The sequence below is a fragment of the Carboxylicivirga caseinilyticus genome, from assembly GCF_050589785.1.
GTDB classification, from domain to species: domain Bacteria; phylum Bacteroidota; class Bacteroidia; order Bacteroidales; family Marinilabiliaceae; genus Carboxylicivirga; species Carboxylicivirga caseinilyticus.
The window spans coordinates 69,191-85,885 of the sequence record NZ_JBNGOX010000010.1; the positions used below are offsets into that span (position 1 = coordinate 69,191).

Genomic DNA, 16,695 nt, shown 5'->3' on the forward strand with positions numbered 1-16,695 from the left:
GTTATGTCAAAAATTAGCGAACTAATTGGAAAAATTAATGGTGGCGATAATGCCGCATTTAAAGAATTATATGGAGCTGAAAGCGCTGTATTGAAAACTCAGGCTGAACGTTATGAGTCTTTGATGGCTACTTTCCAGGAAACTTTTGGAAAGGATGATGTGATGTTATTTTCATCACCTGGTCGTACCGAAATAGGTGGTAACCATACCGATCATAACCACGGTCGTGTGTTAGCAGGTGCTGTTAACCTTGATAATATTGCTGTAGCTGCGGCTAACGGTACTGACATTATTAAAATTAAATCAGCTGGTTATCCTGAATTTCAGGTTGATTTGTCTGATCTTTCTATTGATGAATCACAATTTTATACTTCAGGATCGATTGTAAAAGGTATCAGTGCTCGTTTGAAAGAGTTAGGGTACACTATCGGTGGTTTTGATGCTTGTATCGAAGGACGCGTACCAGCTGGTTCAGGATTGAGTTCATCAGCTTCTTTCGAAGTATTGATTGGAGCTATCATCAGTCACTTATTCAACGATGGGAAATTAGATCCGGTTGAAAATGCAATTGTTGGACAATGGGCTGAAAACAACTTCTTTGGTAAGCCATGTGGGTTAATGGATCAAACAGCTTGTTCAGTGGGTGGTTTGATTACCATCGATTTTGCAGATCCTTCAAAACCAATTGTAAAAGCTTTGGATTTCGACTTTGTTGCTACTGACTATGCATTGGTAATTACTGATGTGGGTGGTGGTCACGATGATCCTGCCTCTCAGGCTGAGTATGCTTCTTTGCCAACTGAAATGAAATCAGTAGCGAAAGAATTAGGTGCTCAGGTGTTGCGTGAAGTTACTTTAGAACAGATTATTGATAAAATTCCTGAAATCCGTGAGAAAACTGGTGACCGCGCTATTTTGCGTGCATTCCACTTCCAGGGAGATAACCAACGTGTTGCTGATCAGGTAGCTGTATTGGAAAACAACGATTTTGATGCTTTCCTTAAAATGGTTGTTGAGTCAGGATACAGCTCATACATGTATAACCAAAATATCTTTGATGTAGTTCACAAAGATGAGCAGGTTGTATCATTAGGTTTGGCATTGAGCGAAATGGTATTGAAAGGCAAAGGTGCATGGCGCGTTCACGGTGGTGGATTCGGTGGTACCATCCAGGCTTTTGTACCTCAGGATTTAGTTGATACATACGTAAAGACATTAGAACATGTTTACGGAGAGGGTAAATGTCATAAATTATTTATCCGTTCGAAAGGTTCGGTAAGAGTTGAATTATAATCAGACTAAAAAATCGAATCATGACTAAAGCATCTGATGTTTTTAAATTGAAAAATGCCAATAATGTTGAAGTAACATTTATTGGGCGAGGAGGACAAATTACCGGCATTACTGTTCCTGATAAAGATGGTAAGTTAGCTGATGTGGTAATTGGTTATCAAAGCGTTGAAGAAGCACTTGCAGGTGACGGATATTTCGGAGCTCTATGTGGTCGCTTCTCAAACCGCATTGTAAAAGGTCAATTCTCTTTAGAAGGAATAGATTATCAATTAGAATGTAATAACGGACCAAACCATTTACATGGTGGTTCCGAAGGTTTTAATAGCCGTGTGTGGGATGTAACTCCTTATGAAGAATCTCGTTTTACACAGGCATATAAATTATCATTGGTAAGTCCTGATGGTGATCAGGGTTACCCTGGTGAGCTTAAAGTTGAGGTTGTTTACGGTTTGACTGACGAGAATGAATTAGTGATTGAGTATGCTGCTGAAACTTCAAAAGCTACTATTATTAACTTAACCAGTCATGCTTACTTCAACCTTAAAGGAGCCGGTAACGGAACCATTGAAGATCAGGTATTAGAGTTAAATGCTTCAAAATTTACTCCTCTTTCAGCTGAAATTGGTACTGTAACAGGTGAGATTACAGAAGTAAAAGGAACAGCTATGGATTTTGTAGATGCAAAAACCATTGGTGAGGCTTGTAATGCTGATGATGACCAGGTAAAGATTGTTGATGGTATTGATCACAATTTTGTTATCGATGGTTATGATGGCATGTTGCGTTTGGCAGCCCGTTTATCTGACGAAGAAAGTGGTCGTTGTATGGAAGTGTTTACCAATCAACCAGGTATTCAGATTTATACAGGAAGTCATTTCGATGGAACTGAAACAGGTAAATTAGGTAAGCCAATTGTAAAATGGGGTGGTGTAGCCATGGAAACTCAGATTTTCCCTGACTCACCAAATAAAGAACATTTCCCTAATGCAGTTTTAAAACCGGGTGAGGTTTACAAACATACTTGTGTTTATAAATTTTCAATCCAATAAATAAAATCCTTAAATCATAATCATGAGCAAAAACAAGTATTTATTTCCATTGATAGTGATGGCCTCACTGTTTTTCCTGTTTGGCTTTATCACTACAATGAATAACTCAACCATTGAGTTTTTGAAAGATGCATTTGGTTTGAACGATGTTCAGAAGCAATTGCCTAACACTTTCTTCTACGGTGCCTATATATTATCGGTACCTGTTGGTTTCCTGATCAATAAAATAGGATATCGATTCTCAATCTTCACAGGTTTAGGATTGATTGCATTAGGTTTCTTTGCCAGTATACCTGGTGTTGGATTTGGTTACTACGGATTCTTAAGTGCAGTATCAATTTTTGCTATCGGTGTTGTAATTCTTCAGGTAGCAGCTGCTCCTTATGTAGTGGCATTAGGTCCTAAAGAAAGTTCAGCCAGTCGTTTAACTTTAACTAACGCGTTGAACTCAGTGGCTACTGTAATTGCACCTATTTTCGTTTCAATTTTATTGGTTACTCCAGAGTTGGGAGAAGGCGAAACATTAGAGAATTCAGTGATTCAGGGTATTGTTCAATGGCCATTTGTTGGAATTGGAGTGGCTACAGCTGTAATCCTTTTCATTATGTTCTTCCTGAAACTTCCTAATATCAAAGAAGAGCAGGAAAAGGCTGAAGCCGGAAGTGACGTTAAACACAAGTCAAGTGCATTTAAATATACTCACGTATGGTTGGGTTCATTGGCAATTTTCGTTTATATGGGTATCGAAATTGGTATTCCTAGTTTCTTTGCTGATTTTGCTGATAATGCCGGTGCAACTATCAAAACTTCTACTACTGATATGTTGAAATATTATTGGGGTGGTCTAATGGTAGGTCGAGTATTGGGTATTTTTGTATTGCAAAAATACAAGGCAAGCACAATTCTTACAGCTTGTGCCATTGGTGGAGCCGCCATGTTAGGTGGAGCTATCGTTATGGATGGTAACATTGCCATGTGGTTATTCTTAGGTACTGGTTTATTCCACTCAATTATGTGGCCTGTAATCTATAGTTTGGCATTGGAAGATTTAGGTCCTCATGCCGATGTGGCTTCTGGTATTATTGCTACTTCAGTAATTGGTGCTGCTATTTTAATGCCTATTATGGGTGGTATTCAAACTATGGCTGGAGTTATTGCTGCTGTAAGTGCATTGTTTGTTTACTATTTGTACCTTGTTTTCTTTGCAACTAAAGGTTCAAAAATCAGATAATTTTATCACTGATCATATGTTTAAAGGGCTGTCGTTGGGCAGCCCTTTTTGTTTGGTAAATTGAAAAGATGTTATGGGAATCTTCGTTTTAGACTATTCCTGAATAGAGTCATTTCTTAATTGGCAACATATGAACCATTCTTGGAAATATAATTACCATTAGTCCAATTGATTTTTATTTATTTTTATGGCAGATAAACCTTAAAAAATGAATAATAATCTGACAAATCCAACATCCAAACCCCGAATTGTGGTTGTGGATGCTTTGCGTGGTCTGGCTTTAACCGGCATACTTCTTTTACATGCATTAGAGCATTTTGACTTTTATTGGGCAGCACAATATAATCCGGATGTTTTAAAGGGATTGGACAAAATTGTACATGATGTTGCTTTCTTTTTATTTGCCGGTAAATCGTATGCGATTTTCTCAGTTTTGTTCGGCTTCAGCTTCTTTATTCAAATGCAGGGGCAGGAGCGAAGAGGGATTGATTTCAGAGGACGTTTTGTATGGCGGCTACTAATTCTGTTGGTTCTGGGTTATTTACATACACTTATTTATATGGGTGATATATTGATGATTTATGCTCTAATGGGACTGCCTCTAATATTCTTTTATAAAGTGCCTACTAAGTTTTTGATTGCTGTTGCGGCTATTTTGTTATTGCATGTTAACAGAATTTATGAATTAGTGTACAGTTTTATCAATCCCGATTTTGTTATTCAGCGCGACTGGGGTGACTGGGGAAGAGCATTTCAGACATTCTGCAGTGGTTCATTTTGGGATGTCTTGAAACACAATTCGGGTGCAGCATTAATTACCAAGGTAAAATGGACAGTTGCCTCGGCACGAGTATATCAATTATTTGGATTGTTTGTGATTGGTATGATACTGGGGCGAATTGGTTTCTTTGAGAAATCAGCGGATAATAAGCGACCTCTATGGATCGTGCTGAGCACAGGAATTGCAGGACTAATCATCTTTCAATTAATAAGCCATTTTATGCCTTCGCTATTTGACTTTAACAATACTCAGCGGTCTCTGATTGTTGAACTGGCTGATATCTTTACAAATTTATCGCTGTTAACAATCTGGATCAGTGGATTTATGCTATTGTATTATCGTTTTCATTCTGCGGGTATTTTTACAGCTTTATCGCAATACGGTAGAATGAGCCTTACCAGTTATGTAATGCAGCCATTGATTGGTGTGCCTTTATTTTATGGTTACGGATTAGCGTTGTATCAATATTTGGGTAATACTTTGAGTTTTGTTTATGCAGCTTTATTTTGGGTGATGCAAATCTGGTTCTGCCAAACATGGTTTAAACATTATAAATATGGACCATTGGAATGGTTCTGGAGAGCACTTACCTTCTTCAATTTTAAGTTGACTAATAAGAAAGTCAATTAGTTTATGGATTAGGGTAAGTAGTAATTTAAAAATTATAATGATGTTGATTAAGTTTCAGGTATTTAATGGTATAGATAAGTAAATGATTGTTAGATATAGATAAGTGAATACATGATTAATGATCGATCGATTATAAAACTTCTATTTCTTAAACAGAAAGTAAACTGCCAGAATCAGAAAACCAAAACCAATGATGTGGTTTAAACGCATTGTTTCTGTTTTGAAAACTGTAATGGTAAAAACGGTAAATACAGTTAATGAAATAACTTCCTGAATCACTTTTAATTGCCACAGATTAAATGGTCCATCGTTACCTGTATATCCAATTTTGTTCGCTGGTACCTGAAATATATATTCGAAGAAGGCAATACCCCAGCTAATTAGAATAATAGCAAATAAGCCAAGGCTGGCAGACCAATTAAATTCCTTAAATTTTAAATGACCATACCAGGCAATGGTCATAAAAGTATTGGAAAGAATCAGAAGAAGAATTGAAAAGATACCTTTGCTCATTTTTTAATGTTATTATAGAATATAGCCTTAAATACCAATTGGTTAGATGATATTATCTTTTGCTGAATTAACAAAAGCCGACAAATTTAATTTTTCTTCATTTGATTAAAAGCGGAAGGATAATATTTTTATATTGAATTGATTGAATTTTGAGATGTGGTTCTGTAAGGCTTGAATGATGAATAAGTTATAGTAGATACAAATTCTATTTCTTTTCTACATATCTGTAAGATTTTAAAAATTCAAAACCGCCATGAAACTAATAGTTCATAGCGGTTATTAAAATGCGAATGTATAATTTTTTATAAAGAAGCTTATCCCTTTAACACTCTTAAAACTGCTGTTTTATTATCAGCAATTAATGTAATAATATATATTCCTTGAGGCTCAGATAAATTTAATTTAATTATTTGTTGGTTTTTATAATATAGGTTGCGAATTGTTTGTCCATTTACACTCCTTATAATTGTCCTAATCTCCGAGTGAGTGTTTCCTAAATCAATTTCCAACTCTCCATTTGTTGGATTTGGATATAATTCAATTTGATGATCAAAAGTGGATTCCATGATACCTACAGAATTTATACTATAGCAATCAGATAGAATGGTACAACCATTATAAGTAACTTGTACTGCATAATTTCCATTGGATGTTACTGTACAACTTTCATTAGTTTCTCCATCCATTGGGTAAGAGTTATTGTCGCAATCAATCCATTGATAGCTAGCTTCTGCCTGATTGGCTGTTAAAGTATTTTCATTTATAGTTACTGAAGCATCTACATGTTTAATAGTTAGATTTAGTGTAATTGTACTGTCACATCCATTTACATTGTTTAAATGTTGAGTATAAATTCCTGTTTCAGTATAAGTCTCCCCATTTAACGTATAAGTTTCGCAGGCAGTTTCTGTAATGGAACTAAATGTATTACATGATTCGTTGAAAAGAGCTTCTATTTCTGTTTCGGTTAACACTTTGTTATACATTCTGATATCATCAATATCACCAATGAAATATTCAGAGTTATAACTGGCAGAGCCAAATGTTAAAGGATTTGTAATCAATCCAAAAGGTCCTGAGGATGTCAATGTTTCCTTAACCAGCAAATTGTCGATATAAACTCTTTTAATTTTTCCTGGTCCACTGGCTGTTACCACAATATGATGCCAGGTGTTTATCTGCAACGGATTGGTGTTGGTATCTGTATATCCATTATATTCCCATTGAATATATCCGTCTGGTTTAATCCGTAATAAATAGTTTGTTTTTGTGACGTAATTTGATTTTCCAAATACCATTCTCGTTCCTGAAAGTGATTCGGGTTTCACCCATACTGAAAAACTTAAAGAATCCTGCATATTTAATGTTTCTGAGTGGGGAATGGAAATATTATCATTACCATCAAAATGATATGCGTGATTGACTATGCCAAACCGATCTTCAACCAGGGTAGCACCATTAACTGTGCCATGGTTATTGTTAATGCTTAAATCGTTGGCGTTAGTATTGAATGGCCAATAACCAATTAAACTATCAATTGGTATCTGTGCATTAATTGTGCTAAGACTGACTAGAATCAGACTGCACAAAATTATTGTATTCTTCATAGGTGTTAGATTTAGTATAATAAGAAAGAGAAATCATGCCTCATCTATAAGTTACTCTAAATTAGTGCTAAAATTTCTATAAAGAAACAATTTTGAATAATTGTTATGTAAGTGTTTCTGGAGATTATTACAGTCTATATAACAATAAATAAAGTTTATAGTAGTAATGTTAATGCTGAGTTAAAATCTTATCATTTCAGTATTCAAATAAACTATGGTAATTAGCTCGGAAGAATGTTGTGGTAAGTTCAATCATTAGATATATAAATAGTTATATAGAAGCTGCTGAATATTTTTTTACTGTTAATGAAAAAAGAGATGCTCAGAGAACATCCCTTTTCTCATCATGAACTTAACTATACTTTAAAGAATCTGATTTTATTTCTGAAGGTTCTTGTTTTGTTGTGAGTTGAAGAAGAAAGTCTTCCGATCATTCACCTGTGATAACTGATCCACTTTCGTAATCCAGTTCGCTTCCAAACATACTGTGGGGTATCAGGTAAATGGTCAGCATTACTACAGATGCAACTATAATCCATATAGGTCGACGCTTTTTAATATTGGTAACAACTGCAATTATCCAGAATACAAACGCAATCAGTGTTTTATTATCTGTTAAGTCGTATCCAAATGGGAAGCCTGTCCAGTACTCACCAAAGGCATATTTTTGCATTACAGGACCAAAAATCATTCCACCTATTAATACCAAAACAAATGTAAGGTAGGTATAGAAAACCATTTTTTGATGATTGGCAATGGCCAATATCCCTGCCAGATTTGAAATCAACATGGCAAAAAACATTAATAATACATGTGGAATAAGAACACCGGATGGTACACCACCTTTAAACCGAATAATGGTATGATTTCCTTCGGGTATGAATGCCTCACCATTTTTATAAAATTCCACTTTGTATTCCAGTTTACCAGCAGCTGGCTGATGGGGTAGAGTAGCTATCAGTTGATCAGCTTCACGAATCATTGGATTAACTGTCCATTCATCGTGTGTTGGATAACGGCGGTATGCTATGCTTCCTTCTACTTGTGAATCTGATATGGCAAAGGTCATACGACAATCTTCATCACCACCGTGGCTGCGAAGCAAACGTATAGGGTAGGTACCCGAATCGGTTATTAGTTCAAGTCTTTTAGGATGGGTTGGACCTGTGAGGCGCTGGTAAACAGCAGCACTTAAAGTTATAATAATGGCGATCAGCCAGAATAAAGTCATTTTTAGTGTGGCATTCATATCTTAAAGCTGAATCAGTTTAACTTCTTTTTGATTACTACGATTGATTTCAATAATGGCTGTGGTGCCACTTTTGAGTTTCGAAAGGCGGAACATATAATCGTATATATTAGTCACTTCTTCACCATTGATCGAAGTGATAATATCTCCTTTCTGCAATCCACCTTTGTCTGCGGGTCCGTCAGGACGAACGCCATCAATACCCAAACCATTTTGAATTACTCCTGAAAAATCTGGCACTATACCCAGCGTTACTTTTAGCCTTGTACGACGACTTTTTTGAGGTCCACCGGTTGATTGAAAGGTTAGCGTATCTGAATTAACAGCTAAATTTAGCATTAACTCTGTAGCATATTTAACAATCAATTCTTCCTTATCAGGCTTTATTGCATCTACATCATCAAAAGGGGTATGATAGTCGCTGTGGGCACCAGTTGAGAAATAGAGTACAGGTATTTCTTCGCTGTAGAATGGAGCATGGTCTGAAGGTCCGTAGCCGTCGGGTGATGTTGTAATCTTAAATGAAACTGTTTGATTATTGATTAGAGAATCAAATTGAGCAGCTGTTCCTGAACCTCCAATAGAAATACCAATAGTGTCATGCTTCATTCTTCCAATCATATCAAAGTTCAGCATGGTGGTTATCTTTTTATCTTTACTCCAGTTTTCAACAAAGTATTTCGATCCCAGTAACCCCATTTCTTCAGCATCAAAAGCTACAAATAACAGGTTCTTCTTCAATTTTTTCTGATGTGCTTTGGCATAGCCAGCCATTTCTATCATACCAGCAATACCTGAAGCATTATCATCAGCCCCATTATGAACAGCTATGGTATCGGGCATGCGGGAACTAACACCTGAGCCACCCATTCCTAAATGATCGTAATGAGCACCAATTACAATAAACTGATCTGATGTTTCAAAAGATGGAATCATGCAAACTACATTACGTCCGGTGGCTTTTTTATGTGTTATCTGCACTTTTGCTTCAATTGTTGCTTCAATCTTCTCGGTTAGTGGTTTCTTGTTGAGAATCATTACACTCTCCAGTTTTTCAATTGATGAAGTTAAAAGCTGGTTGGCAACAGCTCGTGTAATACTAATTACCGGAATGCCTGCATCGCTCAGATTTTGATCATAACTTAACGGTACAGGTATATCTTTTTTAGAAGTGTTTAATCCATTAACCAACAAAACACCAATAGCTCCTTTATCTTTTGCAAGCGTAACCTTGGCTCTGTCTCCGGCGAAGGGAATAAACTCACTATTCATATTATCAGGTTCAGGATCTTCGCGAAGTAAGAGTACCCATTTACCATCAACTTCCAGATCGGCATAGTCGTTCCAGGTTAATGAATCGGTATTTAAATCGAATCCATACCCTGCAAAGCACACATATCCTTTTTTTTCTCCACTAACTGAAAAGGCAAGGGGCATAAAGTCGGTTTCTATATTTAATGAGTCTCCATTGATGATCAGGTAGTTTTCTCCTTCAAGAGTACATTCTGTAACGATGTCGAATGTTTGAAAAGTATTGTCGAAAAAGGGAGTTAAACCATATTCAGTTAATTGATTGCTGATGTATTGAGCAGCCAAAAAGCTCTCATCAGTACCCGGATACCGGCCTTTTAGACTATCGGATGCCAGATAACTAATGTGACTTAATATTTCGTTAGATGTTATTTGCGAATTTTTTGATGGTTGACAGGAAATGAAAATTGAGAGGGTTAAAGTCATTAAAAGAGAAACCATTAACTTATTTTTCATAGATGCAAGATTTGGGAAATGAATAGTAACTGCAATATAGTTAATTATTTGATTGCGTTGCGACACGGTCAGGATTAAGTTAGTGATGTAATGCAATCCTGATATTCAACAACAAAGCTACACTGTTACCAATGTAGCTTTCAAGCAGCAATCCATAAAATCCAACCAATTATGCTTAATTAAAAGGCCATGTGATTCATCACGTTTTCCTGAAGAATATTAGTCTTCAGATTCCAGAAATGAGCATCACCGTGTTCGAGTTTAAACACCTCTATGTAATCATTCACTGATTGACCTCCTAAATCTTCAAGAAACTGGTGATCTTTATGAGCTTTGTTAATAATGGCAGCATCAGAAATAAACTTAATGTTGCCTGAGATTCTTAGTTCGCGTCCTTCAGCTAAGTTTTTGGGATTGTTAAAAAAGCATACTTCTACTCTGGGATTAGCATGTATCTGACGATTCAGATCTTTTGGAGAAAGAACTTCGAAATAAAATCCCGAGTTGTCAGCAAACCAGAGCTTCATGATTCTTACATGAGGCCTGTCATTTTCAATAGTTGCCATGTAACAAATTGGATTGTCATTGGCAAATCTGATCATTTCATCCTTTTTCATTACAAATCCTCCCTTTAATTCAATTAAATCTTATGATGGAATTGCAGGAGTAAAGGTATATATGAATGCTGGCTTATGTCAATAAGATAAGGGCTTTACATTGTTGAAATAATTGTTAATGTGGATGAAATGAAATAGTGTAATAGAATACTTTATAGAATAACTTGTTTATGGAATGATCAGAATATTATCTTTTTACAACCGAAAATGGTTATAGTTTGTTGATTAGATAAGTGTTGTGTTTATACTGATTAGACTTTGATACGAATTATCATTAAATTGTATAAAAGTGTAAATAAAGTATTCGAAATATTCAAAAATGTCGCTAACATCTTATATTTTGCGACGATTTTTTAAAAAGTAAATAATATATTATGAGTGATCAGATCGAAAGGGCTTTCAAAGAGGAAGTTGAGTTGAAATATCAACTTTATAACAGTTTATTTCTGACTCTTCCCCTGGATGCCGTTCAGCAAACCGGCTTGCTTTTGCCTTTGTTGCAGGATGCTTGCCAGAAAGGTTTGGCAGAGGGTTTGTCACCCGCTACAATCATCAGGAATTTTTTTGCAGAACATAAACCCGGATTCACAGAAGAAGATCAGGTTAAGTTCTTGTTTAAAGTAATACAGTATGTTGAACGCCAGATTGTATTGATAGATGCTTTGGAAGAAGCAGCTTACAAGAAAATACACCGTATTGGTAAACACTGGGAAAGAATCCGGGATAAGGTTCAGCGTAAGAATTTAGAAGAACAGCTTAAGAAGGTGTTGGATTCGTTTGCCATTCGGGTGGTACTTACAGCGCATCCAACACAATTCTATCCCGGAAAGGTATTGGCTATTGCTACCGACCTGATGGAAGCAATTAAAAAAGGCGATGTTGCTTATGTTCGTGATTTATTACAGCAGTTAGGTAAAACCCCATTCTTCCGTAAGAAAAAACCAACCGCTTACGACGAGGCTCATGCTTTAATTTGGTATCTGAGTAACGTATTTTATCCTGCAATTGGCGAGATAATGGATAATATTTCCAAATCGTTGGCTGATCATGAGCAGATGGGTAATTTAATTGCGATGGGTTTCTGGCCGGGTGGCGACAGAGATGGTAATCCATTTGTAACCGTTGATACAACCATTAAAGTGGCCAAGCGACTTAGAGCTGCTGTTACCGGTTGCTACTACGAAGATTTTAAACAACTGAAACGTCGTTTAAGCTTTCCGGGAGTATATGAACTGATGAATGAGCTGGATGTCATGTTCACTGACGAGTTATCCAACTCAAGTGGTGAAAAAAACATTAAACTTGATTATTTAAAATCGAAACTTGATGAGATTGAATCGATTCTGGTAGAGCAGCATCAAGGTTTGTTTCTTGATCAGTTTCAATCGTTCAGAAGAAAGATCAATGTCTTTGGATTTTATTTTGCCAGTATCGATGTTCGTCAGGATAGCCGAATTATTCATAAGGCATTTGACGCATTGGTTGAAAAAAATCCGGGCTTACTTCCTGATGGATTTGATGAGATGGATGCACAGCAAAAATTGGATGTATTGCTATCGCTGAATGCAGACGTTGAAATGGAAGGCGTGGAAGATGATGTGGTACAGGATACCTTAAGATCGTTTGGCGTAATGAAAACTATACAGGAGCAAAACGGCGAAATGGGTGCTCACCGTTACATTATCAGTAACTGTCGCGGACCCTTGGATATGGCCCGTGTTCTGGCAATGGCAAAAATGTGTGGTTGGAAGAGTGATGAGGTATCTGCTGATATTGTTCCATTGTTTGAAACGATTGATGACCTTGAAGGTGCAGGTACTTCAATGACTACCATTTATAATCATCCGGTTTATAAAGCACATCTTGAACGAAGAAAGAAACTTCAGACTGTAATGCTAGGTTTCTCCGATGGTACGAAGGACGGAGGTTATCTAACTGCTAACTGGTCGATTTATCGTGCGAAAGAAGATATTACAGAAGTTTCTCGTAATGCCGATGTTCAGGTAATGTTCTTCGATGGTCGTGGAGGACCTCCGGCACGTGGTGGAGGTAACTCACATTTGTTCTATTCCGCTATGGGTAAAAAGGTAGAGAATAAACAAATTCAGATGACTGTTCAGGGCCAGACTATCAGCTCTCATTACGGTATTAAGCAGGCGGCTATTAATAACCTGAGTCACCTGTTGTCGGCCGGAATGGAGAATAACCTGTTCAATCATAAAGAGGCTGAGCTGGATGATCAGCAACGAGCATTGTTTGAGCAACTGTCATCAACCAGTTTTAATAAATATCAGTCGTTAAAAGAAAACGATTTATTTATGCCATTCCTCGAAGAACGTAGTACGTTAAAATATTATGGTTTGGCAAATATCGGGAGTCGTCCTTCAAAAAGAGGTAAGGATTCGAAATTGAATTTTGACGATTTACGAGCAATTCCGTTTGTTGGTGCCTGGAGTCAATTGAAACTAAATGTTCCTGGATTCTATGGATTAGGTACTGCATTAAAGGAACAATTAGATGCCGGTAACTGGGATGCATGTGTTGGTTTGTATAATTCATCTGTATTTTTTAAAGCTTTGGTGGCTAATAGCATGCAGAGTATGAGTAAAACCAATTTTTCATTAACTCAATACATGTCGGAAGATCCTAAATTTGGTGGTTTCTGGAAACTTATTTATGATGAGTTTAAGTTAACAAAGGAGCTGGTTCTTAAAATTTCAGGTTATAATGAATTGTTGGAAGACAGTGCCCGTAGCCGAATGAGTATCAGTTTACGCGAACGTATTGTGTTACCTTTGTTGACGATACAGCAACATGCATTGATACAGGTTGATGAAAAGGCTCAGGAAGGAAATAATGAGATTAAGGAAAAGTACGAAAAAATGGTAATCCGCTCATTATTTGGTAATATAAACGCCAGCCGTAACTCTGTTTGATAATATATTTTAGTCTTTTGTGCATCCTGATTGTTGAGTTTCTCTAATAAACTTAAAATACTTAAGGATGCACAAAAGACTTTTTTCTCTCCTGTTTTATTCCATCAGACATTAAAAAGGTTTGTTCTTTGTTATTATTGGTGATCTTTTTATTTGAAATAAGATCTGATAAGGTTACTAACTTTATTAACGTTTCAATAAATATCTTTTTTTGAACGTATAACTTTATCAACTAAATCATACAGAATTAATCATAGATGATTAATGTTAATGTTCAGTTGAATCTTACTTTCGTTCTTTGTATTTTATAACAGCGATGTATTAAAACACGATTGAATTAATTGGCTACATTTTGAACCCCAAACCTAAAAGAAATAGTAGATGAAAGCTGTAACCTATTCAAAATATGGAGGCCCAGAGCAACTAACATTGAAAGAGGTAATGCTACCTACTCCCAAAGAGGATGAAGTGATGATTAGAGTAAAGTCAGCTTCCATCAATTCGAGAGATTGGGATATGTTAACCGGCCGGCCTAAAATTTACCGTTTGTTATTCGGTTTTCCTAAACCAAAATACCCGATTATAGGAACAGACATTGCAGGTATAGTTGAAGGTGTTGGTGAGAATGTCACAGAATTTAAAACAGGTGAGAAGGTTTATGGTGCCAATCCCGATGGAGGTTATGGTGCATTTGCCGAATTTATTACGTTACCACAAAATAAAGTTATTCACATTCCGGCTAATATGTCAATGAATGAGGCAGCAGCTATCCCTGAAGCGGGTTTGTTAGCCTATCAGGCTTTAAATTACAATGGAGCCATTCGGCCCGGGCAAAGTGTATTGATTAATGGAGCTGGGGGTGGAGCAGGCACATATGCCATTCAAATGGCTAAGGCAATGGGAGCCTTGGTAACTGCGGTTGATTCTGGAGAAAAGAGTCAGGCCATGATTGATTTAGGAGCTGATCAGGTTTTAGATTTCAAACAAACCAATTTTGCATCTGGGAATGATAAGTATGATTTGATTATTGATTTTGTTGCAACACGTTCATTTTTTAACGTGCGTAAGAAATTAAATGCCAAAGGAGCTTATGTTGCTGTAGGAGGAAAAGTTGGAAAGATAATCTCTTTGTCATTGTTGAGTTTATTATTGCCTAAGTCTAAAGCTAAAAAGGTGAGTATACTGGCATATGTAATGAATAAAAGTCAGCTTGCTGAAATTAATGAAATGTATTTGCAGGGACAGATCAAACCAAGGATTGATAAGGTGTTTTCATTAAGTGATACAGCCAATGCAATGAAGTATTTTTCAGAGGGTACATTTATTGGGAAAATTGTTATTAAAATATAATCGGGAATACTCACTGAAAATTGACACAATATTTATCTATATTGCGTTTTATTATTCACAGAATTATTTATGAAAGCTACCAAAACCTCCCCTTTCGTTATTGTTGCTGCTGTCTTCATTATTATAGCCGGAATAATGGCTGCAAAATCGGTTGTTTTACCCTTCATATTAGCAGTTTTTATTAGTGTTATTTGCATGCAACCAATTAGTTGGCTCGAAAAAAGAAAAGTGCCATTTGGTCTGGCTATTTTTATTGTTTTACTGGCCGTTGCACTTATTATGACACTTTTAGGAGGTATAATCGGAAGGTCGTTGAATAATTTTATGAAGGATGTTCCCAAGTATGAAGAGAATCTGAGAGATATTTTTACAGCCTTTATTGATAGTCTGAATGCTATTGGTGCCGATATTGACTCAACACAATTAATAGATTTAATTGATCCTGGTAAGTTAATTAGCTTTACCACAGGTGCTGTTGGTGAGATCGGTCGCATCATGTCCGATTCTTTTATCATCATGCTTATCACCATCTTCATCTTAATTGAAGCCAAATCATTCATTAATAAAGCTACTGTAGTACAACGGCATTATGGAACATCACTCAATCATTTAAATGAGATTGGTAACAGTATTCGCCATTATCTATCTATTAAAACCATTATTAGTATTTTAACAGGTTTATTTATATGGTTTTGGTTGTGGTTATTTGGGGTTGATTATGCCATATTATGGGGAGTGATAGCATTCTTGCTAAACTACATACCAAGCATTGGTTCTATTATTGCAGCTGTACCAACCATTCTTTTAGCATTGGTGCAATTGGGAATAGGAGGGATGATCTGGACTGGTGTTGGCTACTTATTGGTGAATACTCTAATGGGAAATGTGGTTGAACCAAGAGTTATGGGTAAAGGTTTGGGATTATCAACATTGGTTGTTTTTATGTCATTGATTATTTGGGGTTTTGTATTTGGTCCGGTAGGGATGTTTCTATCTGTACCATTGACAATTACCCTTAAGATATTTTTGGAGCAAAGCGAAAATACCCGATGGTTGTCAATACTTATTGGTTCGGGTCAGGATTCAAAACGACTGCTCCAGCAAGATAGAGATTTGTAGCTGATTGATTATAGATTACAATCTTGTTTGGTCAGATGTAATTCTTTAATGCTGAATCCCTGTTGTTCAGCCTTTGTAATCAGGTTATTGTAAATTTTATCGTCTATTCTAGGAGTTCGTGAAAGTATCCAAAGATATTTTCTTGATGGATCACCAACTAAAGCAAACTGGTAATTCTCATCTAAATCAATAATGTAATAGTCACCATAAAAAGGACCAAAAAAACTTACTTTAATTTGACCCGGAAATTGTGCATCGGGCACTTTTGCTTTTCCTATTGCTGTTTCACTCTTTGATTGATCTTCGGTATTAATGCCTTTGTTGATAACCTTTATGGTACCATCCTCATTTAGGGTGTAATTGGCTGTAACACATTTTAATCCCTTTTCAAATCGATTGGGTAATCGGGCAATTTCATACCATGTTCCTTGGTATTTGTTTAAATCAACATCCTTAACCGTTGGTAGATCTTCTTTTGAAGAACAGGCAGACACCATAATAAGCACTAGTAAAAGAAAGGCATTTGATTTCATATATCTTCATTTTGATATTA

The 16,695-nt window shown here is 36.2% G+C and carries 13 protein-coding genes; 7 read left to right on the plus strand and 6 right to left on the minus strand.

The genetic code is table 11. The annotated features are described in order from the left end of the window. The first annotated feature begins 3 nt into the window (after positions 1-3). The 4 genes from ACRD62_RS07385 to ACRD62_RS07400 all read left to right on the plus strand — a co-directional run bounded on the left by ACRD62_RS07385 (position 4) and on the right by ACRD62_RS07400 (position 4,984). On the plus strand, positions 4-1,293 hold the full coding sequence (locus ACRD62_RS07385) for a galactokinase (RefSeq protein ID WP_430819493.1): 1,290 nt from the start codon (positions 4-6) through the stop codon (positions 1,291-1,293). A gap of 20 nt (positions 1,294-1,313) precedes the next feature. Next, positions 1,314-2,342 carry an aldose epimerase family protein gene (locus tag ACRD62_RS07390; RefSeq protein ID WP_430819494.1) on the plus strand — a complete coding sequence of 343 codons (1,029 nt, stop codon included), beginning with the start codon at positions 1,314-1,316 and terminating at the stop codon, positions 2,340-2,342. A gap of 22 nt (positions 2,343-2,364) precedes the next feature. Further along, positions 2,365-3,573, plus strand: coding sequence for a glucose/galactose MFS transporter (gene gluP / locus ACRD62_RS07395; RefSeq protein ID WP_321409040.1), 1,209 nt, complete (start codon positions 2,365-2,367; stop codon positions 3,571-3,573). A 208-nt stretch (positions 3,574-3,781) separates the two neighbouring features. Further along, the gene (locus ACRD62_RS07400; protein WP_430819495.1) at positions 3,782-4,984 is read left to right on the plus strand and encodes a DUF418 domain-containing protein; all 1,203 of its coding nucleotides are present in this window, start codon (positions 3,782-3,784) and stop codon (positions 4,982-4,984) included. A 141-nt stretch (positions 4,985-5,125) separates the two neighbouring features. On the opposite strand, the gene ACRD62_RS07405 is transcribed toward ACRD62_RS07400, so the two are convergent. The 5 genes from ACRD62_RS07405 to ACRD62_RS07425 form a co-directional block, all read right to left on the minus strand. Then, positions 5,126-5,497: a DMT family protein gene (locus tag ACRD62_RS07405; RefSeq protein WP_430819496.1), complete on the minus strand. Its 372-nt coding sequence runs from the start codon at positions 5,495-5,497 to the stop codon at positions 5,126-5,128. A gap of 314 nt (positions 5,498-5,811) precedes the next feature. Further along, a complete protein-coding gene (locus ACRD62_RS07410) occupies positions 5,812-7,104 on the minus strand; it encodes a LamG-like jellyroll fold domain-containing protein (RefSeq protein ID WP_430819497.1) in 1,293 nt (430 codons plus the stop codon). Between the two features lie 430 nt (positions 7,105-7,534). Beyond that, positions 7,535-8,353 carry a hypothetical protein gene (locus ACRD62_RS07415; protein ID WP_430819498.1) on the minus strand — a complete coding sequence of 273 codons (819 nt, stop codon included), beginning with the start codon at positions 8,351-8,353 and terminating at the stop codon, positions 7,535-7,537. 3 nt (positions 8,354-8,356) lie between these two features. Next, positions 8,357-10,120, minus strand: coding sequence for a M20/M25/M40 family metallo-hydrolase (locus tag ACRD62_RS07420; RefSeq protein ID WP_430819499.1), 1,764 nt, complete (start codon positions 10,118-10,120; stop codon positions 8,357-8,359). A 179-nt stretch (positions 10,121-10,299) separates the two neighbouring features. Next, positions 10,300-10,737, minus strand: coding sequence for a pyridoxamine 5'-phosphate oxidase family protein (locus ACRD62_RS07425; protein ID WP_430819500.1), 438 nt, complete (start codon positions 10,735-10,737; stop codon positions 10,300-10,302). Between the two features lie 374 nt (positions 10,738-11,111). Here ACRD62_RS07425 and ACRD62_RS07430 point away from each other — a divergent pair, with 374 nt between their 5' ends. The 3 genes from ACRD62_RS07430 to ACRD62_RS07440 all read left to right on the plus strand — a co-directional run bounded on the left by ACRD62_RS07430 (position 11,112) and on the right by ACRD62_RS07440 (position 16,142). Next, the gene (locus ACRD62_RS07430) at positions 11,112-13,673 is read left to right on the plus strand and encodes a phosphoenolpyruvate carboxylase (RefSeq protein ID WP_430819501.1); all 2,562 of its coding nucleotides are present in this window, start codon (positions 11,112-11,114) and stop codon (positions 13,671-13,673) included. Between the two features lie 381 nt (positions 13,674-14,054). After that, positions 14,055-15,023: an NAD(P)-dependent alcohol dehydrogenase gene (locus ACRD62_RS07435; RefSeq protein ID WP_430819502.1), complete on the plus strand. Its 969-nt coding sequence runs from the start codon at positions 14,055-14,057 to the stop codon at positions 15,021-15,023. Positions 15,024-15,092: 69 nt separating this feature from the next. Next, positions 15,093-16,142, plus strand: coding sequence for an AI-2E family transporter (locus ACRD62_RS07440; RefSeq protein ID WP_430819503.1), 1,050 nt, complete (start codon positions 15,093-15,095; stop codon positions 16,140-16,142). An 8-nt stretch (positions 16,143-16,150) separates the two neighbouring features. On the opposite strand, the gene ACRD62_RS07445 is transcribed toward ACRD62_RS07440, so the two are convergent. After that, positions 16,151-16,675 (minus strand): lipocalin family protein, encoded by a 525-nt coding sequence (locus tag ACRD62_RS07445; RefSeq protein WP_430819504.1) that lies wholly within the window; start codon positions 16,673-16,675, stop codon positions 16,151-16,153. Positions 16,676-16,695: the final 20 nt, after the last annotated feature.